At 45.3% G+C, this 26,165-nt stretch carries 22 protein-coding genes and 1 tRNA gene; 19 read left to right on the top strand and 4 right to left on the bottom strand.

Features of this window, described 5'->3' with window-relative positions:
* Positions 1-35 precede the first annotated feature (35 nt).
* Positions 36-111 (top strand) — tRNA-Gly (locus AB4133_RS20165).
* 611 nt (positions 112-722) lie between these two features.
* Here AB4133_RS20165 and queG read toward each other — a convergent pair.
* Positions 723-1,901: a tRNA epoxyqueuosine(34) reductase QueG gene (gene queG, locus AB4133_RS20160; protein WP_017059922.1), complete on the bottom strand. Its 1,179-nt coding sequence runs from the start codon at positions 1,899-1,901 to the stop codon at positions 723-725.
* Between the two features lie 240 nt (positions 1,902-2,141).
* Here queG and tsaE point away from each other — a divergent pair, with 240 nt between their 5' ends.
* The 8 genes from tsaE to hflC all read left to right on the top strand — a co-directional run bounded on the left by tsaE (position 2,142) and on the right by hflC (position 11,671).
* A complete protein-coding gene (gene tsaE, locus AB4133_RS20155; RefSeq protein ID WP_004735870.1) occupies positions 2,142-2,606 on the top strand; it encodes a tRNA (adenosine(37)-N6)-threonylcarbamoyltransferase complex ATPase subunit type 1 TsaE in 465 nt (154 codons plus the stop codon).
* Positions 2,600-4,315, top strand: coding sequence for an N-acetylmuramoyl-L-alanine amidase (locus AB4133_RS20150; protein ID WP_017067933.1), 1,716 nt, complete (start codon positions 2,600-2,602; stop codon positions 4,313-4,315). The genes tsaE and AB4133_RS20150 overlap by 7 nt, the downstream gene beginning before the upstream one ends.
* A gap of 102 nt (positions 4,316-4,417) precedes the next feature.
* On the top strand, positions 4,418-6,622 hold the full coding sequence (gene mutL, locus AB4133_RS20145; RefSeq protein WP_372225548.1) for a DNA mismatch repair endonuclease MutL: 2,205 nt from the start codon (positions 4,418-4,420) through the stop codon (positions 6,620-6,622).
* Positions 6,623-6,719: 97 nt separating this feature from the next.
* Positions 6,720-7,652: a tRNA (adenosine(37)-N6)-dimethylallyltransferase MiaA gene (gene miaA / locus AB4133_RS20140; protein ID WP_017059926.1), complete on the top strand. Its 933-nt coding sequence runs from the start codon at positions 6,720-6,722 to the stop codon at positions 7,650-7,652.
* A 193-nt stretch (positions 7,653-7,845) separates the two neighbouring features.
* Entirely contained in the window at positions 7,846-8,109 is a 264-nt protein-coding gene (gene hfq / locus AB4133_RS20135; RefSeq protein WP_017059927.1) for an RNA chaperone Hfq, read from the top strand.
* Between the two features lie 44 nt (positions 8,110-8,153).
* Positions 8,154-9,461, top strand: a complete 1,308-nt coding sequence (gene hflX, locus AB4133_RS20130; RefSeq protein WP_017059928.1) for a ribosome rescue GTPase HflX — start codon at positions 8,154-8,156, stop codon at positions 9,459-9,461.
* A 27-nt stretch (positions 9,462-9,488) separates the two neighbouring features.
* Positions 9,489-10,691: an FtsH protease activity modulator HflK gene (hflK, locus tag AB4133_RS20125; RefSeq protein WP_017067930.1), complete on the top strand. Its 1,203-nt coding sequence runs from the start codon at positions 9,489-9,491 to the stop codon at positions 10,689-10,691.
* 2 nt (positions 10,692-10,693) lie between these two features.
* Positions 10,694-11,671 carry a protease modulator HflC gene (gene hflC / locus AB4133_RS20120; protein ID WP_017059930.1) on the top strand — a complete coding sequence of 326 codons (978 nt, stop codon included), beginning with the start codon at positions 10,694-10,696 and terminating at the stop codon, positions 11,669-11,671.
* Positions 11,672-11,843: 172 nt separating this feature from the next.
* On the opposite strand, the gene AB4133_RS20115 is transcribed toward hflC, so the two are convergent.
* Positions 11,844-12,032, bottom strand: a complete 189-nt coding sequence (locus AB4133_RS20115; RefSeq protein ID WP_010434105.1) for a DUF2065 domain-containing protein — start codon at positions 12,030-12,032, stop codon at positions 11,844-11,846.
* Positions 12,033-12,204: 172 nt separating this feature from the next.
* Between AB4133_RS20115 and AB4133_RS20110 the strand changes: the two genes are divergently transcribed.
* Complete coding sequence (locus tag AB4133_RS20110; RefSeq protein ID WP_010434108.1) at positions 12,205-13,521, top strand: adenylosuccinate synthase; 1,317 nt, start codon at positions 12,205-12,207, stop codon at positions 13,519-13,521.
* 298 nt (positions 13,522-13,819) lie between these two features.
* Positions 13,820-14,455 carry a flagellar protein MotX gene (motX, locus tag AB4133_RS20105; RefSeq protein WP_017063177.1) on the top strand — a complete coding sequence of 212 codons (636 nt, stop codon included), beginning with the start codon at positions 13,820-13,822 and terminating at the stop codon, positions 14,453-14,455.
* A 128-nt stretch (positions 14,456-14,583) separates the two neighbouring features.
* Here motX and AB4133_RS20100 read toward each other — a convergent pair whose 3' ends face one another.
* On the bottom strand, positions 14,584-15,993 hold the full coding sequence (locus AB4133_RS20100; RefSeq protein WP_372225545.1) for an amidohydrolase: 1,410 nt from the start codon (positions 15,991-15,993) through the stop codon (positions 14,584-14,586).
* Positions 15,994-16,240: 247 nt separating this feature from the next.
* On the opposite strand from AB4133_RS20100, the gene rnr reads away from it, so the two are divergent.
* The 5 genes from rnr to rplI all read left to right on the top strand — a co-directional run bounded on the left by rnr (position 16,241) and on the right by rplI (position 21,157).
* On the top strand, positions 16,241-18,742 hold the full coding sequence (gene rnr / locus AB4133_RS20095) for a ribonuclease R (RefSeq protein ID WP_017063179.1): 2,502 nt from the start codon (positions 16,241-16,243) through the stop codon (positions 18,740-18,742).
* Between the two features lie 176 nt (positions 18,743-18,918).
* Positions 18,919-19,659 carry a 23S rRNA (guanosine(2251)-2'-O)-methyltransferase RlmB gene (gene rlmB, locus AB4133_RS20090; RefSeq protein ID WP_017063180.1) on the top strand — a complete coding sequence of 247 codons (741 nt, stop codon included), beginning with the start codon at positions 18,919-18,921 and terminating at the stop codon, positions 19,657-19,659.
* 277 nt (positions 19,660-19,936) lie between these two features.
* Positions 19,937-20,326: a 30S ribosomal protein S6 gene (rpsF, locus tag AB4133_RS20085; protein WP_004741278.1), complete on the top strand. Its 390-nt coding sequence runs from the start codon at positions 19,937-19,939 to the stop codon at positions 20,324-20,326.
* A gap of 112 nt (positions 20,327-20,438) precedes the next feature.
* A complete protein-coding gene (gene rpsR, locus AB4133_RS20080; protein WP_000090472.1) occupies positions 20,439-20,666 on the top strand; it encodes a 30S ribosomal protein S18 in 228 nt (75 codons plus the stop codon).
* A gap of 38 nt (positions 20,667-20,704) precedes the next feature.
* The gene (rplI, locus tag AB4133_RS20075; protein ID WP_010434182.1) at positions 20,705-21,157 is read left to right on the top strand and encodes a 50S ribosomal protein L9; all 453 of its coding nucleotides are present in this window, start codon (positions 20,705-20,707) and stop codon (positions 21,155-21,157) included.
* A 180-nt stretch (positions 21,158-21,337) separates the two neighbouring features.
* Here rplI and AB4133_RS20070 read toward each other — a convergent pair whose 3' ends face one another.
* Positions 21,338-22,222, bottom strand: coding sequence for a DUF481 domain-containing protein (locus AB4133_RS20070; protein WP_017059935.1), 885 nt, complete (start codon positions 22,220-22,222; stop codon positions 21,338-21,340).
* Positions 22,223-22,398: 176 nt separating this feature from the next.
* Between AB4133_RS20070 and AB4133_RS20065 the strand changes: the two genes are divergently transcribed.
* From AB4133_RS20065 to AB4133_RS20055, 3 genes are read left to right on the top strand one after another with little or no spacing between them, the layout of a single operon-like run.
* On the top strand, positions 22,399-23,790 hold the full coding sequence (locus AB4133_RS20065; protein WP_016767560.1) for a replicative DNA helicase: 1,392 nt from the start codon (positions 22,399-22,401) through the stop codon (positions 23,788-23,790).
* A gap of 6 nt (positions 23,791-23,796) precedes the next feature.
* Complete coding sequence (gene alr, locus AB4133_RS20060) at positions 23,797-24,882, top strand: alanine racemase (RefSeq protein ID WP_017065624.1); 1,086 nt, start codon at positions 23,797-23,799, stop codon at positions 24,880-24,882.
* A 23-nt stretch (positions 24,883-24,905) separates the two neighbouring features.
* The gene (locus tag AB4133_RS20055) at positions 24,906-26,111 is read left to right on the top strand and encodes a BamA/TamA family outer membrane protein (RefSeq protein ID WP_372225541.1); all 1,206 of its coding nucleotides are present in this window, start codon (positions 24,906-24,908) and stop codon (positions 26,109-26,111) included.
* Positions 26,112-26,165 lie beyond the last annotated feature (54 nt).

Genomic DNA, 26,165 nt, shown 5'->3' with positions numbered 1-26,165 from the left:
GTTGCCCAAGGCAGTATGAGCAGCGAATAACTAATGCGATACTAGCTCAGTTGGTAGAGCGCAACCTTGCCAAGGTTGAGGTCATCGGTTCGAACCCGATGTATCGCTCCACTTTCTTCTAAAAAAGCTAATAAGTACTTTAAACTTCTGTGTTTAAAGGCGACCACAAAGGTCACGCTCTTTCTTTAATGCTGCGAAGCATAATCCCCCCAAAAAGCAAATAATCCTCCATCATGGTGGATATTTTTTTGTCTTAAATTTTTCTTAGCAACTGGAATGCTAGTAAACATCAGGTCTCTGAAGCAGATACTTGAGGTTTTTCACATCTATAAACAGACTTATCCACAAAATGTTAGGTGTGGATAACTTGGTTGATAAAGTTGTTTCAGGCTTAATTCTTTACATATCCCTAAAAGATCTTTCTTGTTTTCAATATATTAGATGAATTGCAGCGATCATAACTTGTTGTTTTTTATCAAGTTGGATGCCTATCTTGGATTTAATAAAAGATCGTTAACTTGTTGTTTTTTGATCTTAATCATTTATCGGTACTGTGTTTAACTTTGCTCGGGTGTCGGAAGTTTACGAGAGTTCTGAATTTTTTCCACATTGTTAGAATTGAGAACAAGGTCAAACATTGTTCTAAAATTATGTGCAACGAGTTGTCTTAAATATTGGACTATCGATGTGGGTGTCGCTGTCAATCGTTGATACCAAAAGGGCTAGGCGTCTCTTGGTAGTCCTTTCTCTACTATACGTATCAGTCTGTGCTTTTTGGTGGAGATTTTGCTGTTACTTTTTTGCACACAGCTATTTTTCTGCGTAGAGCTATCTTCTTGCACACTGCTAGCGTTGGGTAACTGCTGTAGTTGTTTATTCAAAGCCCACTCAATATGCACATCAAGCATTTCGTTTTTGCCTTGATGAGACTCCAGGGTTTCAATAATGCGTTGTTGAAATGGTGCATTGCCCATCGCAACAAAGATATTGCGTAACCACTGGGTGTGGCCGATACGTCTGATTGCTGAGCCTTCCATTTTCTTTAGGAAGGTTGCTTCGTCCCAACTTGAAAGTGAAACCAGATCGGCTTCTTGGAAATCTTCTCTGCGGTGAAAGTCTGTTTGCTCTGTGAGTTCGGCATGACGATTCCACGGGCAAACTAACTGACAATCATCGCAACCGTAGATACGGTTACCAATGGCATCTCTATACTCTTCAGGGATCACACCATCATATTCAATGGTTAAGTACGAAATACATTTGCGCGCATCAACCACGCCATCAGCAATAATGGCACCCGTTGGGCAAGAAGTGATACATGCGGTGCATTTGCCGCACTCATCAACACTGGGTTCATCCGTGGGAAGAGGGATGTTAACTAACAGCTCCCCTAGAAAGAACCAAGAGCCAGCGTCTTTATCAAGAATTAATGAGTGTTTACCTGTCCAGCCCAACCCTGCTTTTTGAGCGAGTGGTCTTTCCAAAATGGGCGCTGAATCGACGAAAGGGCGTGAGTCTAAACCCTCGACCTCTTTTTCAATTCTTTGTCCTAGCTTTTTCAACTGGTTACGGAACAATTTGTGATAGTCGCGGCCTAAAGAATAGCGGCTGATGTAGCCTTGAGTGGTATCGCTTAGGTTAGAGGCGAACTGAGCTTCTGGTGGTAGGTAGTTCATTCGAGCGCTGATCACTCGAATTGTGCCTGGGTGAAGTTCATCAGGACGTGCACGCATCATCCCATGTCGAGCCATCCAATCCATTTCGCCGTGGTTGCCTGCATCTAGCCATGCTTGAAGAGGGGCTTCGTGTTCACTTAAATCAACATCGCAGATGCCAACTTTTTGAAAGCCCAGCTCTTTTCCCCAGATTTTAATTTTTTCAGCAAGATGGTCTAGATTCATGGCTTATTTCTTATTTTCTCTGTTTTACAATTAGAGATAAGGCTAATTAAAATTAGGTTCGGCAAAAATGGGGGCGGATCTTAACGGATCTTAGTGGTGTTGACCAGAACAGACGCGTTTTGATCAGTATTTTTCATAGAACTTACACTTGAGTGCTTGTCTCCCAAAAGCATCACGGTTTACTATTCTTGTTCTTTTGATTTTTATATAGTCAACGATCGATTTTTAGAGAACGTATTCATGAGCACGAAACAATTTACTTTGAAAGATGAACAAGCAACGATTCAATTAGGAACGGAGCTTTCTAATCTTTGCTCACAGCAGACGACTATTTATCTGCATGGTGATCTTGGCGCAGGCAAAACGACCTTTAGTCGTGGCTTTGTAAAAGCGCTTGGCCATCAAGGAAATGTAAAGAGCCCAACGTATACTCTAGTTGAACCTTATCAACTTGCAGATTGGCAGGTGTACCACTTTGACCTTTATCGCCTAGCCGATCCTGAAGAGTTAGAGTTTATGGGAATTCGTGACTACTTTACTCCGGATGCTATCTGTTTGGTTGAATGGCCTGAGAAAGGTTATGGGATGCTACCAGAAGCCGATTTGGATATTGATATTCGTTACCAAGACGATCACCGTATTGTTTCTTTAACCGCTAATAGTGAATACGGACAGCGCTTACTTAGTCAGTTGGAGTTATGTTGATTTCTAAACGCCTTATTTCAACAGTGGCCATGATGGCTGCTGTTTTTTCTATACTGTTTTCTTCACTTGTTTCTGCAAACTCACTGAAAAGTTTAAGGGTTTGGCCTTCTCCAGAAGAAACTCGTGTGGTTATCGACTTAAAATCAGAAGCGGACTTTAGCTATTTCACCCTGAGTAGCCCGAGTCGCTTAGTGGTTGATTTAAAAAATACCAGTCTTGCGACTAAGTTACCGGTCGAGGTGAAAGACAGCCCTGTTCTATCTAAGATTCGTAAGAGCTCACCGCCAGACAAAAACACCTATCGCTTGGTTTTTGAGTTAAAGAAGTCGTCTAAAGCAGAATTATTCAAACTGAGCCCGACCCCAGGTGGTCAGTATGGACACCGTTTGGTGATCGACTTACCTCATGGTGCGGCAAGTAAAGCGACATCGACACCGAGTAAGCCAACGGTAAGTAAGAACATTAATCAGGTTAAGCGCCAGAAAGATATTCTAATTGTGATTGATCCTGGCCACGGTGGTGAAGACCCAGGTTCGATTGGTCCTACGCGTAAATACGAAAAAGACGCGACTCTGAGTATTTCTAAGAAGTTAGCAGCTCAACTGAATGCGGTCCCGGGGATCAAAACTCGTATGACTCGTAATGCTGATTACTTTGTGAACCTGAATCGACGTGTTGCGATTGCTCGAGAGAATGAAGCTCACCTGTTGATCTCTATTCACGCCGACGCCTTTACGACGCCTCAACCAAGAGGTGGTTCAGTGTTTGTATTGAACACTCGACGCGCAAATACAGAGATCTCTCGTTGGATTGAGAATAAAGAGAAACAGTCTGAATTGCTTGGTGGTAGCGGTGCAGCGTTCACAAGCAATATTGATGATAAGAACGTAAACCAAACCCTGCTTGATTTGCAGTTTAGCCACTCTCAAAAAGAGGGCTACAAACTGGCAACGGCAATTCTGTCTGAAATGGGTAAGGTTGCGAAACTGCACAATAGCAAGCCGATTAACACCAGCTTAGCAGTATTACGTTCACCACAGATCCCATCAGTACTGGTAGAGACAGGTTTTATTTCGAATCCGACGGAAGAGAAGCTTCTTTTCCAACGTTCGCACCAAGATAAATTGGCACGAGCAGTGACTAAAGCGGTGGTTAAGTATTTGAAGGCTAACCCGCCTGAAGGGATTATCTTGTCTAACGCAACGTCATCAACGGGCAGCGTGAGCCAACATAAAGTCTCTCGTGGTGAGTCTTTGTCTGTGATTGCGAGCAAGTATGGTACGTCGACACAGACGTTGATGAAGTTCAACAATCTGAAATCGAGCAGCCTAGCAATTGGCCAAGTACTTAAGATTCCAGGCAGTGCTTCAACTTCATCATCAAGCAGTGCGGTTAAAACGAAGACCATCACTCACACGGTTAAGTCTGGAGAGTACCTAGGTAAGATCGCCAGCCGCTATAAAGTGTCGGTGGCTGATATTAAACGTGAGAACCGTTTGAAATCAGAGACGGTGAGAGTAGGCCAAAAGTTACGTATTACGGTTGAAGTTAAAGATGTTCCTCTGCGCAAACACAAAGTTGCAAGAGGTGATTACCTTGGCAAGATAGCTTCGAAATACGGCGTGAGCGTCAACAGCATTCGCCAAGCGAATAAGCTAAGATCTGACAGTCTAGCTATCGGCCAAGTGTTGATTATTCCTCACAAGTAGTCTTGGGAATGCTAAACAGCTTCAGGTATATCAATGATAAAAAATAAGAACTAGTGCAAACGTAGCAGCGTTTCCATCAATGGCAGTAAGGTAGCTATAAATATGACGATCAAAATACTGCCAGCTCGGTTAGCTAACCAAATCGCAGCGGGTGAGGTGGTAGAAAGACCCGCTTCTGTTGTAAAAGAGTTGGTTGAGAACAGTTTGGATTCTGGTGCGACACGTATCGATATTGATATCGAGAAAGGTGGCGCCAAGATGATCCGCGTTCGTGACAATGGTAAAGGCATCGTAAAAGATGAGCTTGCCTTGGCACTGAGTCGTCATGCTACCTCCAAAATCCACACTCTTGATGACCTAGAGGCGATCGTCAGCCTCGGTTTCCGTGGTGAAGCGCTGGCGAGTATTAGCTCGGTTGCGCGCTTGACCATGACTTCACGCCCTGCCACTCAAGATCAAGCTTGGGCAGCACACAGTGAAGGCCGTGATATGCAGGTGAAACTGCAGCCTGCGGCGCATCCTATTGGCACTTCGGTTGAGGTGTTGGACCTGTTCTTTAATACGCCAGCACGCCGCAAATTCTTACGCACCGAGAAAACTGAATTCACCCATATTGATGAGTTGCTTAAACGCATCGCATTGAGTCGTTTTGATGTGACGATCAACCTTCGTCATAACGGCAAGATGATTCGTCAGTACCGCGCTGCAAAAACACAAGTTCAAGCAGAAAAGCGAATCGCTGCGGTATGTGGCAATCCTTTTGTTCGTCATATGCTTAAGATCGAACTTGAGCATCAAGGCCTAAAACTTCATGGCTGGATCACCACGCCAGAAGGAGCAAGACAACAAAGCGACCTGCAATACTGCTATGTGAATGGTCGTATGATGCGTGACAAGCTGATCAATCATGCGATTCGTCAAAGCTACGAAACCAGCCTGCGTCCAGACCAATTCGCGACGTATGTGTTGTTCATTGAACTCGACCCACATCAGGTGGACGTGAATGTCCACCCTGCAAAACATGAAGTGCGTTTTCATCAAGCGCGCCTTGTGCATGACTTTATTTACCAAGCATTGAGTGATGGTTTAGCACAGAGCAAGCAGATCGATGCTGCACCTATCAATCAGTCGGCTTTTCATCAGTCAGAAGTGATTCATCATCAGCAAGATAGTACGAGCTCTGCAGTTGATGGTGTTGCAAGTTTCGCTGAGCCAGAAAGCGTAATGCCTAGCAGTTCGGATCAAACCCAAGTTTCGGATAGGGTGCGACACGCTATTGAGCAAACGCCTGCCTACCCGAGAAAAGCAGAATCAGAGCACGCTTTTGATAAGCCTCAACACAGCGTTAATGATGGTGGGCGACATTATGTTTCATCAATTAGCCCAAGCTCATCAACCAGTCCAAGTTCATTAGCTGGCCGAAGCTCGGCTACTAGTGACAGCAGTTTTACCGGTTCCTCTCGCCAAGAGTGGATAGAGTCTCGACCTGTTCCGAGAAAAGAGAAAGAGCCACACCAACATCATGGTGAACCCGCGCCATCTAAGCGAGAAGTGAAAGCCTATAAAGAGCTTCTGAAAACGCCAGATTTTGATGAGCAAGTTGTACAGCCTTCACTTTCTCAAGAGCATGTGGCACCAGTAGAAACCAGAGACAACTTAGAAAATAAAGAAAATAAAGAAGCTAAGCCTGCTCAACAGAATCCTGTTCATTTAAAGCCAAGAGCACCTGTAACGGACTTGGGCAAAGCGGTCTCGATTGTGGAACGTCAGTATCTGGTAATGGGCAATAAGAACGGCAGTGTGCTGGTTTCCTTGGCTAAGGCTGAGTTATTGCGTGTTGTTGGTCAGCTTGATACTCGAGGTGGCGCGTTAAAAAGCCAACCACTATTGGTGCCTTTATCGATTAAGCTGGGTAGTGAACTTGTCGAAGTTGCTAAGGCGCTGAGTCAAACTCTGGCATTACTGGGGATTGAGCTTAAGGCGCGAAACAGCGAGGCGGTAATGGTGATGGGCGTGCCTTCTCCTTTAAGGCAGCAAAACTTACAAATTTTGATCCCAGATCTGTTATCTTACGCGGCTTCAATAAATGCCCAGGGTGCAGTGAAGCAACCTAATGACATGTTGTCAGCTTTGGTTAACTGGATCGGGATTCAAACCGCACAAGTAAAAAGCGACTACACTTTATCTGAAGCGGTTCAACTAGTTGGGGAACTAGAACAACTTTGGCATGGTCTACTTCCATTAGATGATCCAGAGTTTGTTAATCCTATCGACTTTTCAGCGACTATAGCCGCGTTTACGGTTTAATTTTTTCGCGACGACCTTTGTCTTTTTAGCTGAATACGTCGCGACACAAAGCCCTTTGCTAAAAAGCGCTAAAACAGAGAAGCAAATACAAAATATCATGACTGAAAAATTACCTTTAGCGTTGTTTTTAATGGGCCCAACGGCGTCAGGAAAAACAGATTTAGCTATCCGCTTACGTCAGAAATACCCTGTAGAGATCATCAGCGTCGATTCGGCATTGATCTACAAAGACATGGATATTGGTACCGCTAAACCGGATGCGGAAGAGCTTGAGCTCGCGCCTCATCGCTTGATTGATATTTTGGATCCAAGCGAAGCGTATTCTGCGGCAGATTTTCGTCGTGATGCGATCAATGAAATGAATAAGATTGTAGCGGAAGGCAAAATCCCGTTACTTGTTGGTGGCACAATGCTGTACTACAAAGCATTGTTGGAAGGTTTATCGCCATTACCAGCCGCGGATCAAGAGATTCGTAAGCAGATTGAAGCGGAATCTATCGAACAAGGTTGGCAGGCATTGCACGATCAATTAAGAGAGATAGATCCCGTATCCGCTGAAAGAATACACCCAAATGATCCACAAAGGCTTTCAAGGGCATTGGAAGTTTACCGAATTTCGGGTAAAACATTAACAGAGCTAACTCAAACGAAAGGCGATAGCCTGCCATTTCGTGTAAAACAATTTGCAATAGCTCCCAAGGAAAGGACTGAACTCCATCGCCGCATTGAGCTGCGTTTCGAGAAGATGATAGAAGCTGGGTTTGAAGATGAAATGAAGGCGTTGTACGCCAGAGAAGATCTTCACCCTGAACTGCCATCGATCCGATGCGTTGGTTATAGGCAGATGTGGGATTATTTAGACGGTAATTGTGATTTAGACGAAGCGGTTTTCCGTGGTGTCTGTGCAACCCGTCAGTTGGCCAAGCGACAAATCACCTGGTTGCGCAGTTGGGATGATTTAACTTGGTTAGATAGCGAAAACATTGATCAAGCGTTAGAAACTCTTTCAGATGCAATAGCATCTGATTAGTATTGCTGTGTATAATGTGATCGCTTTTGCGTGAATATACTCTGGAAAGGATCCGTTATTGAGGCTTTTAAAAAATCACAGCCTTTCAATAACAACGGAGTTTTTTTATTCATTTAGCTCAGATGCAAAGGCCGCACCTTTTTGTGCACCACTAGCTAAATAATTACAACAAAATACAAATAAGGAAAATAAAATGGCTAAGGGGCAATCGCTACAAGACCCATTCCTAAATGCACTCCGTCGTGAGCGCATTCCAGTCTCTATCTATCTTGTTAACGGCATTAAGCTGCAAGGTCAGATCGAGTCTTTCGATCAATTCGTGATCTTATTGAAGAACACAGTAAACCAAATGGTTTACAAGCATGCGATTTCTACTGTGGTACCTGCTCGCGCAGTTAGTCACCACAGCGGCGAGCAACGCACGCCATCTGATCGTCCAGAGAAGACTGAAGATTAATCGTTCAATTTGTACAGCTTGCGCTGTAATAAGGAGTTGGTTGCTTGTTTGACCGTTATGAATCCGGCGAGCGAGCCGTACTTGTTCATATCAACTTCACGCAAGAGGGAGAATGGGAAGATCTAAGCGAATGTGAAATGCTGGTCTCCTCAGCGGGGGTAGAAACGCTACAAGTGATTACTGGTAGCCGACAATCCCCACTCCCTAAATACTACGTTGGAGAAGGTAAAGCCCTAGAAATCGCACAAGCTGTTCAGCTAACCGGTGCTGAAATTGTGATTTTTAACCACTCCCTCTCTCCTGCCCAAGAGCGCAACCTCGAGCAATTGTGTAAATGTCGTGTGATTGATCGCACGGGTTTGATCTTAGATATTTTTGCACAACGTGCGCGAACTCATGAAGGTAAGCTACAAGTTGAGCTCGCTCAGCTTCGTCATATCTCTACCCGATTGATTCGTGGTTGGACTCACCTTGAAAGGCAGAAAGGTGGTATTGGTCTTCGTGGTCCAGGTGAAACTCAACTGGAAACCGATCGACGTTTGTTGCGTGACCGTATAAAGGCAATACTACGTCGTTTAGCGAAAGTTGCTAAACAGCGTGAACAAGGACGACGTGCTCGTAATCGAGCTGAAATCCCAACAATTTCTTTGGTTGGTTATACCAACGCAGGGAAATCAACACTTTTCAATCGCATCACAAGTGCTGGTGTTTATGCGGCAGACCAACTGTTTGCAACCCTAGACCCAACACTACGTAAGATTGATTTGGCAGATGTCGGGCCTGCAATTCTCGCAGATACCGTAGGTTTTATCCGTCATCTACCACACGACTTGGTCGCTGCGTTCAAGGCAACATTACAAGAGACGCAGGAAGCTGACATTTTGTTACATGTTGTTGATGCCAGTGATGACCGTTTTCGTGAGAACATTCAGGCTGTTCATGAAGTATTAGAAGAAATCGATGCTCATGAAGTGCCAACCCTTGTAGTCATGAACAAAATTGACTGCATGGAAGACCAAAAACCTCGAATTGAAAGAGACGAAGAGGGCGCACCTCGCGCTGTTTGGGTTTCTGCAATGGAAGGAGAAGGTATTGAGCTACTGTTTGAAGCTTTAACTGAGCGTTTAGCTAGCCAGATGGTTCAATTCCGGTTGTGTATTCCACATCAACATCAGGGTCGCATTCGCAGCTTATTCTTCGAGATGAAATGTATTCAACAGGAAGAGTATGATGAAAATGGTAACTTGTTGATAGATATCCGAATGCAACAAATAGATTGGTCTAAACTTGAAAAAAGAGAAGGGGCGCTCTTAGGTGACTTTATCGTTACCAAAGAGACTGCTACAGTATAACGTCATATCAAATGATGGAGCTTTCTAATGGCGTGGAATGAGCCTGGAAATAACAACAACGGCGATAATAACGGCCGCGATAATGACCCTTGGGGTAATAAAAATAATCGCGGCGGCCGAGATCAAGGACCGCCAGATCTAGACGAAGTGTTTAGTAAACTAAGTCAAAAGTTAGGTGGCAAGTTTGGTAAAAAAGGTGGCAACGGCAACGGACCATCTATTGGTGGTGGCGGTGCAATTGGCTTTGGTGTCATTGCCGTTATTGCTATTGCTATCTGGTTCTTCGCTGGTTTCTACACTGTTGGCGAAGCAGAAAGAGCAGTAGTACTTCGACTGGGTCAGTTCGACCGTATCGAAGAACCTGGTCTTAACTGGCACCCACGCTTCATCGATGAAATCAGTGATGAGCAACTAGTAAACGTTCAAGCGATTCGTTCTCTACGTGCTGCTGGCACGATGCTAACGAAAGATGAAAACGTTGTGACCGTTGAAATGGGTGTTCAATACCGTGTTTCTGACCCATACAAGTACTTGTATCGTGTAACGAATGCAGACGACAGTTTACGCCAAGCAACCGATTCTGCGCTTCGTGCGGTAATTGGTGACTCACTAATGGATAGTATCCTGACAAGTGGTCGTCAGCAGATTCGTCAAAGCACTCAAGAAACGTTGAACCGTATTATTGATAGCTACGACATGGGTATTCTGATTGTTGACGTGAACTTCCAGTCAGCACGTCCACCTGAGCAAGTGAAAGATGCATTTGATGATGCTATCGCGGCTCGTGAGGATGAAGAGCGTTTTGAACGTGAAGCTGAAGCTTACCGAAATGACATTCTTCCAAAAGCAACAGGTCGTGCTGAGCGTTTGAAGAAAGAAGCGGTGGGTTACTCAGAGCGCACAGTTAATGGTGCTCTAGGTCAAGTTGCTCAATTCGAGAAACTGCTACCTGAATACCAAGCTGCTCCTGAAGTAACACGTAACCGTATGTACCTAGATACAATGGAAAAAGTGTACTCAAGCACATCGAAAGTCCTGATTGATTCTGAATCAAGCGGTAACTTGCTATACCTACCAATTGATAAGCTAGGCGCACAAGGTGGTTCTCAGTCGGGCTCTCGCCCTGCAAAAGCATCATCAACTTACGATCAAATTGAGTTAGAAACTCAAGCGGATCCAAAGCCTAGCACTCAAACTCGTTCAGACAGTTCACGCCAAGGGAGATACTAATAATGCGTAAATTAATGATCCCTGTATTAGTTGTGACGATTGCCCTTCTATTGATGTCAGTGTTTGTGATTCAAGAAGGTGAGCGTGGCATGGTAATTCGTTTTGGTCGAGTTCTCGATGACAACGGCGTATCACGAATCTATGAACCAGGTCTGCACTTTAAACTACCGATGTTTGATCGCGTAAAAGTACTTGATGCTCGTATTCAAACGATGGATGGCCGTTCTGACCGTTTCGTAACATCAGAGAAAAAAGACGTTCTAATTGATACTTACGCAAAATGGCGTATTGCTGATTTTGGACGTTTCTATCTGAGTACCGGTGGCGGTAATATCATGACGGCAGAAGCACTTCTTGAGCGTAAAGTGACAGATGTTCTTCGTTCTGAAATTGGTTCTCGTGAAATTAAGCAGATCGTGTCAGGCCCTCGCAACAAGGACATCCTGCCAGACTCTGCTGATAGCGAAGTCGTCACAACGGTAGCGGCTGCAGAAGCACTAGAAGTTGATGGCGAACGCGATAAGATCATGGAAAACGTTTTGTCTGGAACGGCAGAAAGTGCGATGGCTGATTTAGGTGTTGAAGTTGTTGATTTTCGTATGAAGAAGATTAACCTTCCTGACGAAATCAGTGAATCTATCTACCGCCGTATGCGTGCAGAACGTGAATCGGTTGCTCGTAGACACCGTTCTCAAGGTCGTGAGAAAGCGGAAGTTATCCGTGCTCAAGCTGAGCTAGAAGTGGCAACAGTTCTTGCTGAAGCTGACCGTACAGCTCGAATCACTCGTGGTGATGCGGATGCAGAAGCAGCGAAGATCTACTCTGATGCGTTCAGCAAAGATCCTGAGTTCTACGGCTTCATGCGTTCATTGCAAGCTTATGAGACATCATTTAGCGATAAGAGCGACATTCTAGTACTGGATCCGAAGACTGACTTCTTCCAATACATGAATCAAGCAAGCGGCGCTCCAGCAAAATAAGCTGATGCGTTAGCGAATGCTTAGCTTAATAAGCAAAATACGTTAAAACTTAAAAGGCTCCCATTGTGGGAGCCTTTTTGTTTTCTATGACTTCTTTCAGGAGGAGACATGTTTGTGGATTCACTATTGGGGCGCGAGGGAAGGCGCTTAACAGCGTTCTACTTATAGAAACCTAGCGGTAGGTCATGAAAGCGATAACCGCTCCAGCCACCACAAGACAGCCTCCAATGCGGCGCAGTTGCGTGTCTGGTTGCTCGCTCAGTTGCGCGACCATGTTTCTCCAGCCATTGGGTGCAATCAAGGGGCCGAGCCCTTCCACAATGAGTACGAGCCCAATAGCGAGCCAAATTGATTGAGACATGGTTCTGCCTTTTGTCTGTAAAAAAGCAATGATATCAGTATCTTTACACATCTGCCCCCAGTTATGGCTAGTTTATTTTTGTACAGCGTTAACGTTTATGAACAAAAAGTGACTGCAAGAAGTGTGATTCAGTGCTAGAATCCATTTTTAATTAGCAACAGAAATTGGAAAGATGGGAAATAACGTAGTCGTTCTAGGCACCCAATGGGGTGATGAAGGTAAAGGTAAAATCGTTGACCTTTTAACTGAAGATGCAAAATACGTGGTTCGCTACCAAGGCGGTCACAATGCAGGTCACACACTTGTAATTGACGGTGAAAAAACCGTTCTTCACTTAATTCCATCAGGCATCCTACGTAATAACGTTAAATGTGTTATTGGTAACGGTGTAGTATTATCGCCTGACGCACTTCTAAAAGAAATGAAGCCTCTTGAAGATCGCGGTATTCCAGTACGTGAACGTCTTTTCATCTCTGAAGCTTGTCCTCTAATTCTTCCGTACCACATTGCAATCGACAACGCGCGTGAAATCGCTCGTGGCGCTAAAGCTATCGGTACAACGGGTCGTGGTATCGGTCCTGCTTACGAAGATAAAGTTGCTCGTCGCGGTCTACGCGTTGGCGACCTTTTCGATAAAGAAGCATTTGCTGAGAAGCTAAAAGAAGTGATGGAATTCCACAACTTCCAACTAGAGCACTTCTACAAAGCTGAAACAGTAAGCTACGAAGAAGTTCTTGAGCAAGCGATGAGCTACGCAGATATGTTAACTGCGATGGTTATCGACGTAACTGACGAACTCGACGCAGCACGTAAGCGCGGCGACAAGATCATGTTCGAAGGTGCTCAAGGTACGCTACTAGATATCGACCACGGTACTTACCCATACGTAACGTCTTCTAACACGACTGCTGGTGGTGTTGCTGCAGGTTCTGGTTTCGGTCCTCGTCACATCGGTTACATCCTTGGTATTACTAAGGCTTACTGTACTCGTGTTGGTTCAGGTCCATTCCCTACTGAGCTATACGATGGCCTTGAGAAGCAAGACCCAGTTGGTAAACACCTCGGCGATGTTGGTCACGAGTTTGGCGCAACAACTGGTCGTCTACGTCGTACTGGTTGGTTCGATGCTGTTGCTATGCGTCGTGCAATCCAAATCAACTCTCTATCTGGTATGTGTCTAACTAAACTAGACGTTCTAGATGGCCTAGAAGAACTAAAAATCTGTACTGGTTACAAGATGAAAGATGGTTCTATCCTAGAAGTTTCTCCAATGGCTGCTGAGTCATTCGAAGAAGCGACGCCAATCTACGAAACAATGCCTGGTTGGTCTGAAAACACATTTGGTGCTAAATCTATCGACGCGCTTCCACAAGCTGCTCTAGATTACATCAAGCGTATCGAAGACCTAACTGGCGTTCCAATTGATATCGTATCAACTGGCCCTGATCGTAACGAAACTATCATCAAGGTTCACCCATACGGCGCATAATGCCTGCTGAGTGATTACCAGGCACGAACAGTGCTTTGATAATAAAATAGTTTTCTAAAAGCCGACTTTATTAAGTCGGCTTTTTAATACCTGCAATTTAGCCGTTCACTCTTTGATGGTGATCTTTTAAGCGTCATCAGGCAAAATATTGCCCATTAGCGGCAAGTTTTGTCTAAAGCCGTCGGGGTTATTGCCGATACAGATATCATGGAAAGTGAAGTTCACCCTGTTTTGTGCGTGTAGAAATCCTCTGCATTCCTCAATAGATAACTTTAGCGACAGATAATAGAGTGCAGGTATGAAGCTACGAATTGTGGCAGCTTCATTAATAATGGCGCTGAGCTCACCCTTGAGTCATGCTAATTTGGCTGATGTGGGAGAGCCCGTTCCAATATATACAGAAGCTGAACTGATTAATTTAATCGAAAATAATCAACATCTAGAGCGAGTGAAAGCTGATAAGTGCCAGTTAGTTGAAGATATCGTTGCTCGTGCAACGCGTATTAGCTTGCCTTCTTATGAGTTTTTATACGGTGATATGTTGGCTTGGGGTGTGTGTGTTCCACAAGATGTAGAGCTTGGCCTTTACTATATGGAGAACGCGGCACATCAAGGTTTACCCGCTGCATTAGAGCAGTTAGGTCGTTATTACTCTCGTGGTACTTTGGTACAACAAGATCAAGAGCGTGCGATTCCGTATCTACGTGAAGCGGCCTCTATGGGTAACTTAAGTGCGAGCATTCACTTAGCGGAACTCTTGTTACGTGACTACGGTAGCCCATTGGATTATGAAGATGCTTACCGTTGGTTGTATAACTCGGTAACCGCAGATCAAAGACAACACAGACGTATCACTGTGCTTCGTAGCGGTCTGGAACAGAGAATGCCAGACAATATTATTGCTCGAGCAAAACGTCGAGACGTGTTCTGGTAATACCGAGCAAGAAGCCTGTAATGATCCCTGCACTCATTGTTACAGGAAACAAGACTTAAAAAGCCCCGTCTAATTTAGTTAGTGCGGGGCTTTTTAAGTTTAGATGGTCATGCTATTCGATTGTGAGTTTATTGAACTACCTCACCAGACTCAATTACCGTTTCACGAACAACCTTAGTGAAATCGAGTGCTTCTTGACGAATCTTATCTTCGTCTACCGTTAGCATGTCGCGATCTTGCATGATGATCTTGCCATCAACGATGGAATGACGAACATTGCCTGAGTTAGCTGAGTACACCAGTGCTGAGTATGGGTTGTAGACTGGAACCATGTTTGGCGCCTTAGTATCGATCACTATGATGTCAGCCAGTTTGCCTGCTTCAAGAGAGCCGATCTTATCTTCCATGTGCAGCGCTTTTGCTGCGCCCATGGTCGCCATGTCGATCACTTTGATCGGCGGCATCGCAGCACGATCTTTGTTAACTAGCTTGTGAACTTTAGCGACTTGGTTGAACTCATCAATGGTGCTCAGTGTGTTACCAGACATTGGGCCATCAGTACCTAAACCGATACGCACGTTCTCGTCATACATCTTAAGCGCAGGTGATACGCCTTTTGCTGACTTGATGTTAGCACTCATGTTATGAGCCACGCCCATATCCGATTTCTTCACCAGTTCGATATCATGATCGTCAACAAGGATCATGTGTGCACCCACCAAGTTCTTGTTGAGTGCGCCAATGCTGTCCATGTATTGAACCGGGGACAATCCATCAGAACGCTCTGCGATTTTCTCTTCTTCACGGTGTGATTCTGCAAGGTGAATCATTACTGGAACATCTAACTCTAGGGAGAGCTTAGATATTTTCTGCAGGATCTCTGTGGTGTTGGTGTAAGGCGCATGCGGTGCAAACGCTGGTGTGATTCGCGGGTGATCTTTGTATTCTTCAATGAAGTTCAACGCGTACTTAATGCCTTCTTCGGCGTTGGCCGAATCGGCTACAGGGAACTTAATCACCGTTTCACCTAGGATGGCACGCATACCGATCTTATCGACGGTTTTTGCGACTTCATCTTCGAAGTAGTACATGTCGGCGTAAGTGGTCACACCGCCTTTCACCATTTCAACGTTACCTAGGTTCGCACCAATGCGTACCATGTCTCGCGATACTAGCTTCTTCTCTAGCGGAAAGATGTAACGGTGCAGGCGATCTGGCACATCATCGGCCAACGAACGAAAAACTGTCATTGATACATGAGTATGAGTATTGATGAGACCCGGCATAACGATATCGCCATCAACGTCTAACACTTGCTTAGCTTGGTACTGCTTCTCTAGTGAAGCATCACCAACCGCAATGATTTTGTTGTCTTTGACGACAACAGTACCGCTTTCATAAACCGTTTTGTCTTGGTTCATGGTTAGAACCATCGCATCGGTAATCATCAGGTCAGCCTTTTCCATTGCCGAACTTGCGAATGGGAACAGCGCTAGGCTCGCCATAGCTGAAGCCAATAAAGTGCGTTTTAGTTTCATATCATACCCAGAACAGGAGTTGGTAAAGTGCGTGGATAATAGTGTATTTCATTCATGGCGCAAACGTTTGTTTTATCGTTTGCTTGAAGTTTTGATGATAATCCACGTCTATGAAGCGATGTTTCACAAAGTGAAGATATGTATCAATCTGAGGTTATTTGAGTGTTTTCTAAAGCATATCTGTAGCTTACCCCTAGCATCAGATATACTAGGGGTATATACCTTCCTTGCTTAAGCAGGCCCGCCTATGTCAAAAAACACACCAACGTCAGAAAATACGACAGCGACAACCACTGTTGATCCTTTTGCCGACCGAGAGTCGAAAAATTACGATAACCCAGTACCAAGCCGAGAGTTCATTATTTCGTTTCTAACAGACGCGAATATTCCGATGAACCGCAACGATCTATTCGAAGCTTTGGGTCTTGCTGGAGAGGAACAATATGAAGGGCTGCGTCGTCGTTTACGTGCAATGGAGCGTGATGGACAGCTTATCTTTACTCGTCGTCAGTGCTACGCATTGCCTGAGAAGATGGAACTGATCAAAGGCTATGTGATTGGTCATAAAGACGGTCATGGTTGGGTTCGCCCAGACGGCAGTGTGGGTAAAGACAATGATATCGTGCTGCCGCATCATCAGATGAAAACCATCATGCACGGTGATTACGTATTGGTTCAGCCTACTGACAACAGTAAGCGTGGCCGTCGTGAAGGTCGCTTGGTTCGTGTGCTTGAAGAGCGTAAAACGCCACTTGTTGGTCGCTTCTTCCTAGAGTACGGCCATTCTTACGTTGTTGCTGATGATTCGCGTATTAGTCACGACATCCAGATCCCTACTGAGCATAAAGGCGGTGCTCGAATGGGTAATGTGGTTGTGATTGAAATTACGGATCGCGGTGGTCGTTCTCGTAACATGATGGGGAAAGTAACCGAAGTTCTTGGTGAAAACATGGCGCCGGGTATGGAAACGCAGATTGCGATCCGTACTCACCAGATCCCACAAGAGTGGCCTGAAGCGGTAGATAAGCAAATCGAAAACCTAGGTGAGCATGTTCCTGAAGAAGCAAAAGAAGGACGTGTAGACTTGCGTAAACTGCCATTGGTTACCATTGATGGTGAAGATGCGCGTGACTTCGATGATGCGGTTTACTGTGAAGCGAAGAAAGGCGGCGGCTGGCGTCTATGGGTAGCGATTGCTGACGTAAGTTACTACGTTCGCCCAGATACAGCGCTAGACAAAGAAGCGATTAACCGTGGTAACTCGGTATACTTCCCGTCACAAGTCGTGCCAATGTTGCCAGAAGTGCTTTCAAATGGTTTGTGTTCATTGAACCCTCAGGTAGACCGTTTATGTATGGTGTGTGAGATGACTATCTCAGACAAAGGTAAACTGTCAGGCTACAAGCACTACGAAGCGGTAATGAATTCTCATGCTCGTCTTACTTATAACAAAGTAGGCGCGATCTTAGATGGCAATGAAGAATTACGTGAGCGTTACGAACCTGAAGTACCACATCTTGAAGAGCTTCATAAGATGTATAAGGTGCTTAAGAAAACGCGTGACGAACGTGGTGCGATTGAATTTGAAACGGTAGAAACTAAGTTTATCTTCAATGCGGATCGTAAGATCGACCGTATTGAACCGGTAATTCGTAACGATGCACACAAGATCATCGAAGAGTGTATGATTCTGGCGAACATCGCATCGGCATCTTACGTAGAGAAAGCGAAAGAGCCTGCTCTGTACCGTGTTCACGAAACTCCGGGCGAAGAGCGCTTAATGGGCTTCAAGAGCTTTTTAAGTGAATTAGGTTTAACACTGGAAGGTGGTCTGTCGCCATCACCAGTAGACTATGCACAACTGATGCAACAGATTAATGAACGTGAAGATCGTGAATTAATCCAAACTATGCTGCTACGCTCAATGAAGCAAGCGGTATACAACGCGGATAACGCGGGTCACTTTGGTTTAGCTCTTAAACGCTATGCTCACTTTACCTCGCCAATTCGTCGTTACCCAGATTTGCTATTGCACCGTGCGATTAAGTACCTTATTGCGAAAGAAGAAGGTCGTAACAGCGAACGTTGGACGCCAACTGGTGGTTACCACTACACTTTCGATGATATGGACTTCTACGGCGAGCAGTGTTCAATGACTGAACGTCGTGCTGATGACGCAACGCGTGAAGTAAACGACTGGTTGAAGTGTGAATACATGCAAGACCATGTCGGTGAGGTGATGGATGGTGTGATTGCCAACGTGACTGGTTTTGGCTTCTTTGTTCGTCTAACTGAACTGCACATTGATGGCTTGGTACACATCTCAGCGCTAGCGAATGATTACTACCAATTTGATGCTGTTGGTCAGCGTCTAGTGGGTGAAAGCTCAGGTAATATCTACCGCTTGGGTGATTCGGTTAAAGTGAAGGTTTCTGCGGTTAATTTAGAAACTCGCCAAATCGACTTTGACTTAGAAGACACTGATCGTCAGCCGCGTGGCAAAGGCAAAACAGCCAAGAAGCGTGCAGCAGAAGCGATGAAAAAGGCGAAAAGCAAGAAGCGCTCAGCAGTGAAGAGTAATAAGCCAGGTGTATCAGCGAAGCCTATGGTTGAGCCAACTAAGCGACCTGACGGAAGCAGCGAAGGCCCTGCTAAGAAGAAAAAGCCAGCGAATAAAACCGGTGCTGCTAAAGCTCGCGCTAAGAAAAAGCGTGCAGCAAGCCGTAAGCCAAAGGCTGATAACTCTTAAAACTGATAAATCTTAAGGCTAATAGGGCGCTGTGCTAATCAGGTTTAGCGCCTAACTGATTTAATTTAATGCGAGAGTATCAGGCGTAAGACGCTACTCTCGAAATGAACAACACAGAGAGGGATGCATCGGCATTGATGTCATTCTTCTCTGAGCAATAAGAGTAACTTGAGACAATGAGTAACGAATTTATTTACGGTATTCACGCGGTGAAAGCCGTACTAGAAAAAGATCCTGCACGTTTTATCGAAGCGTATGTATTGAAAGGTCGCCAAGACGAGCGTCTTCTTCCATTACTGAACCAACTGCAACAGTTTGGTGTGTCGATTCAACAGATGGGTCGTAAGCCGTTGGATGAAAAAGCACAAGGTGCGAATCACCAAGGTCTTATTGCTAAGGTGAAGCCTGCTAAGCAGCTTAATGAAACTCACCTAGACGATATCCTAGCGCAGCACGAACAGCCTTTGCTGTTAGTTCTAGACGGCGTAACAGACCCTCATAACCTAGGCGCTTGTCTACGTAACGCGGATGCCGCAGGTGTCGCTGCTGTTATCGTACCTAAAGATCGCTCTTCGCCGTTAACAGCAACGGTAAGCAAGGTTGCATGTGGCGCAGCTGAAACGGTTCCTCTCGTGCGCGTAACCAACCTAGCTCGCACAATGCGTGCACTGCAAGAGCAGGGCGTATGGTTTGTGGGTACGGCAGGTGAAGCAACGCATGATATCTATCAAGCGAAGCTAACGGGTCCTCTTGCGGTAGTTATGGGTGCAGAAGGTGACGGTATGCGTCGTTTAACTCGTGAAACTTGCGATGATCTGATTAAGATTCCAATGGCAGGTAGCGTATCGAGCTTAAATGTTTCTGTGGCGTCGGGTATTTGCCTGTTCGAAGCGGTAAGACAGCGTTTAGCTCAGTAATGCGTTAACGCTGCTTTAAGTCTATGAATTTATTAGCGCTCACCACTTGCTGGTGGGCGTTTCTTTTTAGGCTGTTATAGCAAAATCCATCGGTTTGTCGGATGGCTAGATGGCGACAGAAAAACTGTTTCATTATTCACCAAATAGCGCTTGCCAATACCGGGTTCTTTCTATAACATTTGCCGTCCTTAAAACTCGGTCATTTATCTTTAGTTCCTTGCTTCCTCTGGACGACCGGGCCACTCGTGGAAGCTAATAATCCGTAAGGAGCAACCAAATGCGTCATTACGAAATCGTATTCATGGTTCACCCTGATCAAAGCGAGCAAGTTGCTGGCATGATCGAGCGTTACACTGGTTCTATCACTGAAGCTGGCGGTACTATCCACCGTCTAGAAGACTGGGGTCGTCGTCAAATGGCTTACCCAATCAACAAGCTTCACAAAGCTCACTACGTTCTTATGAACGTTGAAGCTGGTCAAGAAGTGATTGACGAGCTAGAAACTGCTTTCCGTTTCAACGATGCAGTTCTACGTAACATGATCATGCGCACTAAAGGCGCTGTGACTGAGCAATCTATTATGCTTAAGCAAAAAGAAGAGCGTGCAGAGCGTGCTCCTCGTCGCGAAGAGCGTACAGAAGCTAAACCAGAAGCAGCTGCTGAGTAATTCTTTTTTGGCTTAACGCCTTAAAAAATTCTCAACTTGTTTTAGGTCATTGATAGTTATTTCGATAATTGTGAAAGACCGCTTTACTAAATTTAAGATCAGGAGATAGCCCATGGCTCGTTTCTTCCGTCGTCGTAAATTCTGCCGTTTCACTGCAGAAGGCGTACAAGAGATTGACTACAAAGACGTAGCAACTCTTAAAAACTACATCACTGAAGCTGGTAAAATCGTACCTAGCCGTATCACTGGTACAAGCGCTAAGTACCAGCGTCAACTAGCTCGCGCTATCAAGCGTTCTCGTTACCTAGCTCTACTACCGTACACTGACAAGCATCAGTAATCGGTAATAGTTAATAATAGTTTAAGAGGACTAAGATAATGCAAGTTATTCTACTTGATAAGATCGGTAACCTAGGTGGCCTTGGCGACCAAGTAAACGTTAAATCTGGTTACGCTCGTAACTTCCTTATCCCACAGGGTAAAGCAGTTATGGCAACTAAAGACAACGTTGCTATGTTCGAAACTCGTCGTGCTGAACTAGAAGCTAAAGTTGCTGAGCAACTAGCTGCTGCTGAAGCTCGTGCAGAGAGCGTTAACACTCTAGAAGGCGTTACAATCGCTTCTAAAGCTGGTGACGAAGGTAAACTATTCGGTTCTATCGGTACTCGTGACATCGCTGACGCTATTACAGCGGCAGGTGTTGCAGTAGCTAAGAGCGAAGTACGCCTACCTGAAGGCGCTCTACGTAACATCGGCGAATTCGAAGTAAGCATCCAACTTCACTCTGAAGTTTTTGCTACTGCGAAAATCGCTATCGTTGCAGCTGAGTAATTTCAGTACCAAGACGAATTCTTTCTTTTGAAAGTTTTAAACACCAGCTTCGGCTGGTGTTTTTTTATGTCTGGAATATAGGAAAGTACAAGGAAGGGCTACAGTAGGTAAAAAGCTTACGGTGATCCATAAGCTGTTATTGCTGAACAAGTTGTTCTCAAGGTTAGAGGTGGCCTAAGATTAGAACTGGAAGAGCAAGTTGATCGATAGAACAGAGTCTTGTTTGCTTAAGCCTTCAGGCACTTTATCGTGGTACTGGCGAGAGTGAGCGATCTTCAGCGCGATATTGTCAGTAATATCGTTGATGGCTTCTAACTCAGTATCAAACTTTAGGTTACTGTGACCAGAGACAAGCGTCACGTCTGCCTTGAGCTGCAAATTCTTCAACACCTGCCATGACGTATTCACGTTGCCACGGAAAATTGCCTCTTCAACAATCTCTGGGAAGATGATGTCATCATCATCAATCTCATCAAGGTTCGGTTCTTGGTAACGAAAACCTGGTCCCACTTCGACTTCCAACACAAACTCTTCGGTATTCGAAAACTGGTAACCCAGACCACTCGAAATTGTGTAGTCCTTAAAGTAAGCACTGTATCTCGAGTCGACTCCTTTGAAACTGCCGTAAAGGTAGGTTTTAGGGCTTAACTTGTAGTCACTCTGAGCTGAGTAAGTCGATTGCCTTTTATCTTCTTCGCCATCTTTGTAGAGGTTGTAGTATTTCCATTCACCACTGGTTCTATGACGGCCAGCCGTGTACTCACCGTTAAGGCGTGCGTTAAGCGCTCGTGAATCAGAGTTACCAGTATGCGACTGATATCCAAATTCGACTTCCGTTTTTAGCGGGCTCGGTAGTTCTGTATCACTTGTATCACTCGGTGCGATATCCATATCTTTTTCTTCAGGTGTCGGTGCAACGACGATCGGCTCAGCAGTAGGTTCTGAAACTACTATAGAGTCGAGGATTGCATCAACAGAGTCTTTAGCATCATCAGCTAAGGCCATCGGAGCGCTCAGGAGACCAGTGCTTAGAAGACCAGTGCTCAGAGCCAATAATTTGGACACGCATACCTCTAGTTATACAGTGAGTGAATGGCAGGATCGTAATGCTACCCTTGGTTAATTCCGTCAGCAATAGGTAAATTCTTCCTGAAGAATAAAACAAACTCATAGGATCGGATTACAAACGGATGTTCTTGGGTATAATGAACGATCATTATTAGTTATTGAGTGTAGTCATAGTGGATACCAAAAGTCAGAAATCAGCCAACGATCAGGTGGACGCCATCAAGGTCCCGCCACATTCATTAGAAGCTGAGCAATCTGTTATTGGCGGTTTGTTATTAGATAACGAACGCTGGGATACAGTTGCCGAAAAGGTTGTGGCCAAAGACTTTTATAGCCGTCCTCACCGTCTGATCTTTGAAGCGGTAAAGGATATCCTTGAAGAAAGTTCTCCTCTGGATCTTATTACACTCTCTGAACATTTAGAGCTGCGTGAGCAACTTGAAGAAGTGGGTGGCTTTGCTTACCTTGCTGACTTAGCGAAAAACACACCAAGTGCCGCAAACATCAATGCGTATGCGGATATCGTAGCGCAACGTGCACTTGTTCGTAGCCTGATTGGTGTCGCGAATGAGATTGCTGATTCTGGTTATGACCCTCAAGGTCGTACATCGGAAGAGCTGGTTGATCTTGCTGAAAGTAAAGTCTTCGCGATTGCCGAAGGCCGTGCAAGTGAAAACGAAGGTCCACAAAACGTTGATAGCATTCTAGAGAAGACGCTAGAACGTATCGAGATCCTATACAAAACGCCGCAAGATGGTGTGACAGGTGTCGATACTGGCTTCAACGACCTCAACAAGAAAACAGCAGGTCTACAAGGCTCTGACTTAATTATTGTTGCTGCTCGTCCATCGATGGGTAAAACCACATTTGCGATGAACTTGTGTGAAAACGCGGCGATGAAGCAAGACAAACCGGTTTTAATCTTCTCGCTAGAGATGCCAGCCGAACAGCTGATGATGCGTATGCTTGCGTCACTTTCTCGCGTAGACCAAACCAAGATTCGTACTGGTCAGCTAGATGATGAAGATTGGGCTCGTATCTCGTCGAGTATGGGTATTCTTATGGATAAGAAGAATATGTATATCGATGACAGCTCGGGTCTAACGCCAACAGAAGTGCGTTCTCGTGCTCGACGTATCGCTCGTGAACACGATGGTATCTCTATGATCATGATAGATTACCTTCAATTAATGCGTGTACCTTCGTTATCTGATAACCGTACTCTTGAAATCGCCGAGATTTCTCGCTCATTGAAAGCGTTAGCAAAAGAGCTCAACGTTCCGGTTGTGGCACTTTCTCAGCTTAACCGTTCCCTAGAGCAACGTGCTGATAAGCGCCCAGTAAACTCGGATTTGCGTGAATCAGGTTCGATTGAGCAAGATGCCGATTTGATCATGTTCATCTATCGTGATGAGGTTTATAACCCAGATAGTTCCTTGAAAGGCATTGCTGAGATCATCCTTGGTAAGCAACGTAACGGTCCGATCGGTTCGGTTCGTCTTACGTTCCAAGGCCAACACTCCCGATTTGATAACTATGCAGGCCCTGCATTTGATGATGAGTAATCGCTAATGACTTACATGAAAGCGGCGACGGCGAGCATTGACTTAAACGCGCTCGAACATAACCTGAACCAGATAAAGTCGAAGGCTCCTCAGTGCAAGGTCATGTCTGTTGTGAAAGCCAATGGCTACGGACACGGCTTACTGCATATAGCCAAGCATTCAAAAAGCTCTGATGCTTTTGGTGTGGCGCGTATTGAAGAAGCGTTACAACTTCGTGCTGGTGGCATTGTTAAACCTATTTTGTTGCTGGAAGGATTTTACTCTTCGGGCGATTTGCCAATCTTGGTGACCAATAACATTCAAACGGTGGTGCATTGTGAAGAGCAATTAAGCGCGCTAGAGAATGCGGATTTGGAAACACCCGTTGTGGTATGGCTAAAAGTCGACAGTGGTATGCACCGATTAGGTGTTCGCCCTGAGCAATACCAAAACTTTGTTGAGCGTTTGCATCAATGTGCGAATGTTGCCAAACCTCTACGTTACATGAGCCACTTCGGTTGTGCTGATGAACTGGATAGAGCAACCACCGTTGAACAGACAGAGCTTTTCTTGTCGCTTACTGAAGGTTGTGAAGGGGAGCGTTCACTTGCTGCCTCTGCGGGTTTACTCGCTTGGCCAGACAGCCACCTTGATTGGGTTCGTCCGGGAATCATATCTTACGGTGTCTCTCCGTTTGTTGATAAATCAGCGCAAGAGCTTGGATTTTTGCCTGTGATGACCCTGACCTCACACCTAATTGCCGTTCGCGATGTGAAAGCCGGTGAAAGTGTGGGTTATGGCGGAAACTGGACCAGTGAACGTGATACCAAGGTTGGTGTTATCGCGATTGGTTACGGTGATGGTTATCCTCGTACTGCACCTAACGGTACTCCAGTGTTCGTTAACGGTCGAAAAGTACCGATCGCAGGACGTGTGTCAATGGACATGCTAACGGTTGATCTAGGCCCTGATGCGGCAGATAAAGTGGGTGATGAAGCGACTCTGTGGGGTAAAGATTTACCTTCAGAAGAAGTGGCTGAACATATCGGCACTATCGCTTACGAGTTAGTCACTAAGCTGACTTCGCGTGTTGCGATGGAATATGTGAAGTAATCATGGATCTTGATAAGTAAATTATGTTCAAGCGAACGACTCGAAACTGGCTAATGTCTGCAATGACATTACTCGGTGTCAGCTTTTCTTCTTCCGCTGCGAGTGAAGAAAAAGATTCAGCTTTTGTCCCTTTCTACTTCAGCACCGAAACCATGGGTAACACCTTTGGGGTTGCGGGTGTCGCAAAGGGTGTTTGGCAACCTCAAGCCGCTCTGTTTGGTATGGCACTCTATTCAGACAAAGACAGTTACGTCGGTTTTCTATCGGCTTTTAACTATGCCTTGTCTGAGAACGTATTGTTTAGCACTCAGATGTATCAAGCGCGCTTCAACGACAACCCGTATTACATTGGTTCTCAAGGCGATAATGATTCATCTATCGATGACAAAACCATTGCTGATGGCTTAGAGCAAAACTATCAGTTTGAGTTTAAGTATTTGCTACCTTGGGGCAACGTTGCAGAACACGGTTTACTCGGTGCTTTTCAGCCAATCAAAGATGTGAGCTTTGCTTCGCCAATCGAATCGGGTGTCAGTTCGATTCTATTTACGCCTTTTTATACTGCTCGTGAGTTGGAAGGTTTAAATAATACCGAGGAGGCAACAGGCTTTAGTTTGGCGTTTGATTGGGATAACCGTGATAGCACACGCAACCCGACCAGAGGTTCTCACACTAACCTTGAGTTCACCACTGGCGCAGAGAGTTGGTCTAACGATGACTTGTGGCTTAAGTGGACCTTCCAAAATAGCCAGTACTTTGCTTTAGGTCCTTTAGGGGACTTATTCGATCAACAAGTTTTAGCATTTGATTTCTATACCGCTGACACGCCAACGTGGGATAACTGCTCTGGGCAAGATTGTGCTCGCCCACCAGAAACGGAGCAAGCTCGATTGGGTGGCTTGTATCGTTTACGAGGTTATACCGGAGGTCGTTATCACGGTCGCTCTGCAGTTCATTATTCTGCTGAGTACCGAGTACTTCCTGACTGGCAACCACTTGGCGATATCCCACTGATAAACTACTACGATTTGCCTTGGTGGCAATGGGTAGCGTTTGCTGAAGTAGGGCGCGTTGCCGATGAGTACGACATCAAAACACTGCACTCGGACATGAAATGGAGCTTAGGTGGCGCGGTGCGTTTCCAAGTGGAAGGTATTGTTGTACGTGCTGAGTTTGCGCGAGGTGGTGACGAAGGGGCCTTTAGGGTTATGATAAACCAGCCCTTCTAAACCTTTCGGCCTACAGTAGGCCAAATACTATTTTTATAAGAGTGGTCGTGGAAA

This window comes from Vibrio sp. 10N.286.52.F8 (assembly GCF_041468745.1).
Taxonomy (GTDB): domain Bacteria; phylum Pseudomonadota; class Gammaproteobacteria; order Enterobacterales; family Vibrionaceae; genus Vibrio; species Vibrio crassostreae_C.
The sequence above is the reverse complement of the archived record's forward strand: the minus strand, read 5'-3'. Positions and strand labels throughout refer to the sequence as shown.

Excerpts from the sequence above, each read along its gene's own strand:
- rnr (WP_017063179.1), top strand. The coding sequence starts at position 16,241 with ATGTCAAAAAACACACCAACGTCAGAAAATACGACAGCGACAACCACT.
- rpsF (WP_004741278.1), top strand. The coding sequence starts at position 19,937 with ATGCGTCATTACGAAATCGTATTCATGGTTCACCCTGATCAAAGCGAG.
- motX (WP_017063177.1), top strand. The coding sequence starts at position 13,820 with ATGAAGCTACGAATTGTGGCAGCTTCATTAATAATGGCGCTGAGCTCA.
- AB4133_RS20115 (WP_010434105.1), bottom strand. The coding sequence starts at position 12,032 with ATGTCTCAATCAATTTGGCTCGCTATTGGGCTCGTACTCATTGTGGAA.
- rlmB (WP_017063180.1), top strand. The coding sequence starts at position 18,919 with ATGAGTAACGAATTTATTTACGGTATTCACGCGGTGAAAGCCGTACTA.
- hfq (WP_017059927.1), top strand. The coding sequence starts at position 7,846 with ATGGCTAAGGGGCAATCGCTACAAGACCCATTCCTAAATGCACTCCGT.
- rpsR (WP_000090472.1), top strand. The coding sequence starts at position 20,439 with ATGGCTCGTTTCTTCCGTCGTCGTAAATTCTGCCGTTTCACTGCAGAA.
- hflC (WP_017059930.1), top strand. The coding sequence starts at position 10,694 with ATGCGTAAATTAATGATCCCTGTATTAGTTGTGACGATTGCCCTTCTA.
- AB4133_RS20110 (WP_010434108.1), top strand. The coding sequence starts at position 12,205 with ATGGGAAATAACGTAGTCGTTCTAGGCACCCAATGGGGTGATGAAGGT.
- rplI (WP_010434182.1), top strand. The coding sequence starts at position 20,705 with ATGCAAGTTATTCTACTTGATAAGATCGGTAACCTAGGTGGCCTTGGC.
- AB4133_RS20055 (WP_372225541.1), top strand. The coding sequence starts at position 24,906 with ATGTTCAAGCGAACGACTCGAAACTGGCTAATGTCTGCAATGACATTA.
- hflK (WP_017067930.1), top strand. The coding sequence starts at position 9,489 with ATGGCGTGGAATGAGCCTGGAAATAACAACAACGGCGATAATAACGGC.
- tsaE (WP_004735870.1), top strand. The coding sequence starts at position 2,142 with ATGAGCACGAAACAATTTACTTTGAAAGATGAACAAGCAACGATTCAA.
- queG (WP_017059922.1), bottom strand. The coding sequence starts at position 1,901 with ATGAATCTAGACCATCTTGCTGAAAAAATTAAAATCTGGGGAAAAGAG.
- AB4133_RS20100 (WP_372225545.1), bottom strand. The coding sequence starts at position 15,993 with ATGAAACTAAAACGCACTTTATTGGCTTCAGCTATGGCGAGCCTAGCG.
- mutL (WP_372225548.1), top strand. The coding sequence starts at position 4,418 with ATGACGATCAAAATACTGCCAGCTCGGTTAGCTAACCAAATCGCAGCG.
- alr (WP_017065624.1), top strand. The coding sequence starts at position 23,797 with ATGACTTACATGAAAGCGGCGACGGCGAGCATTGACTTAAACGCGCTC.
- AB4133_RS20150 (WP_017067933.1), top strand. The coding sequence starts at position 2,600 with ATGTTGATTTCTAAACGCCTTATTTCAACAGTGGCCATGATGGCTGCT.
- miaA (WP_017059926.1), top strand. The coding sequence starts at position 6,720 with ATGACTGAAAAATTACCTTTAGCGTTGTTTTTAATGGGCCCAACGGCG.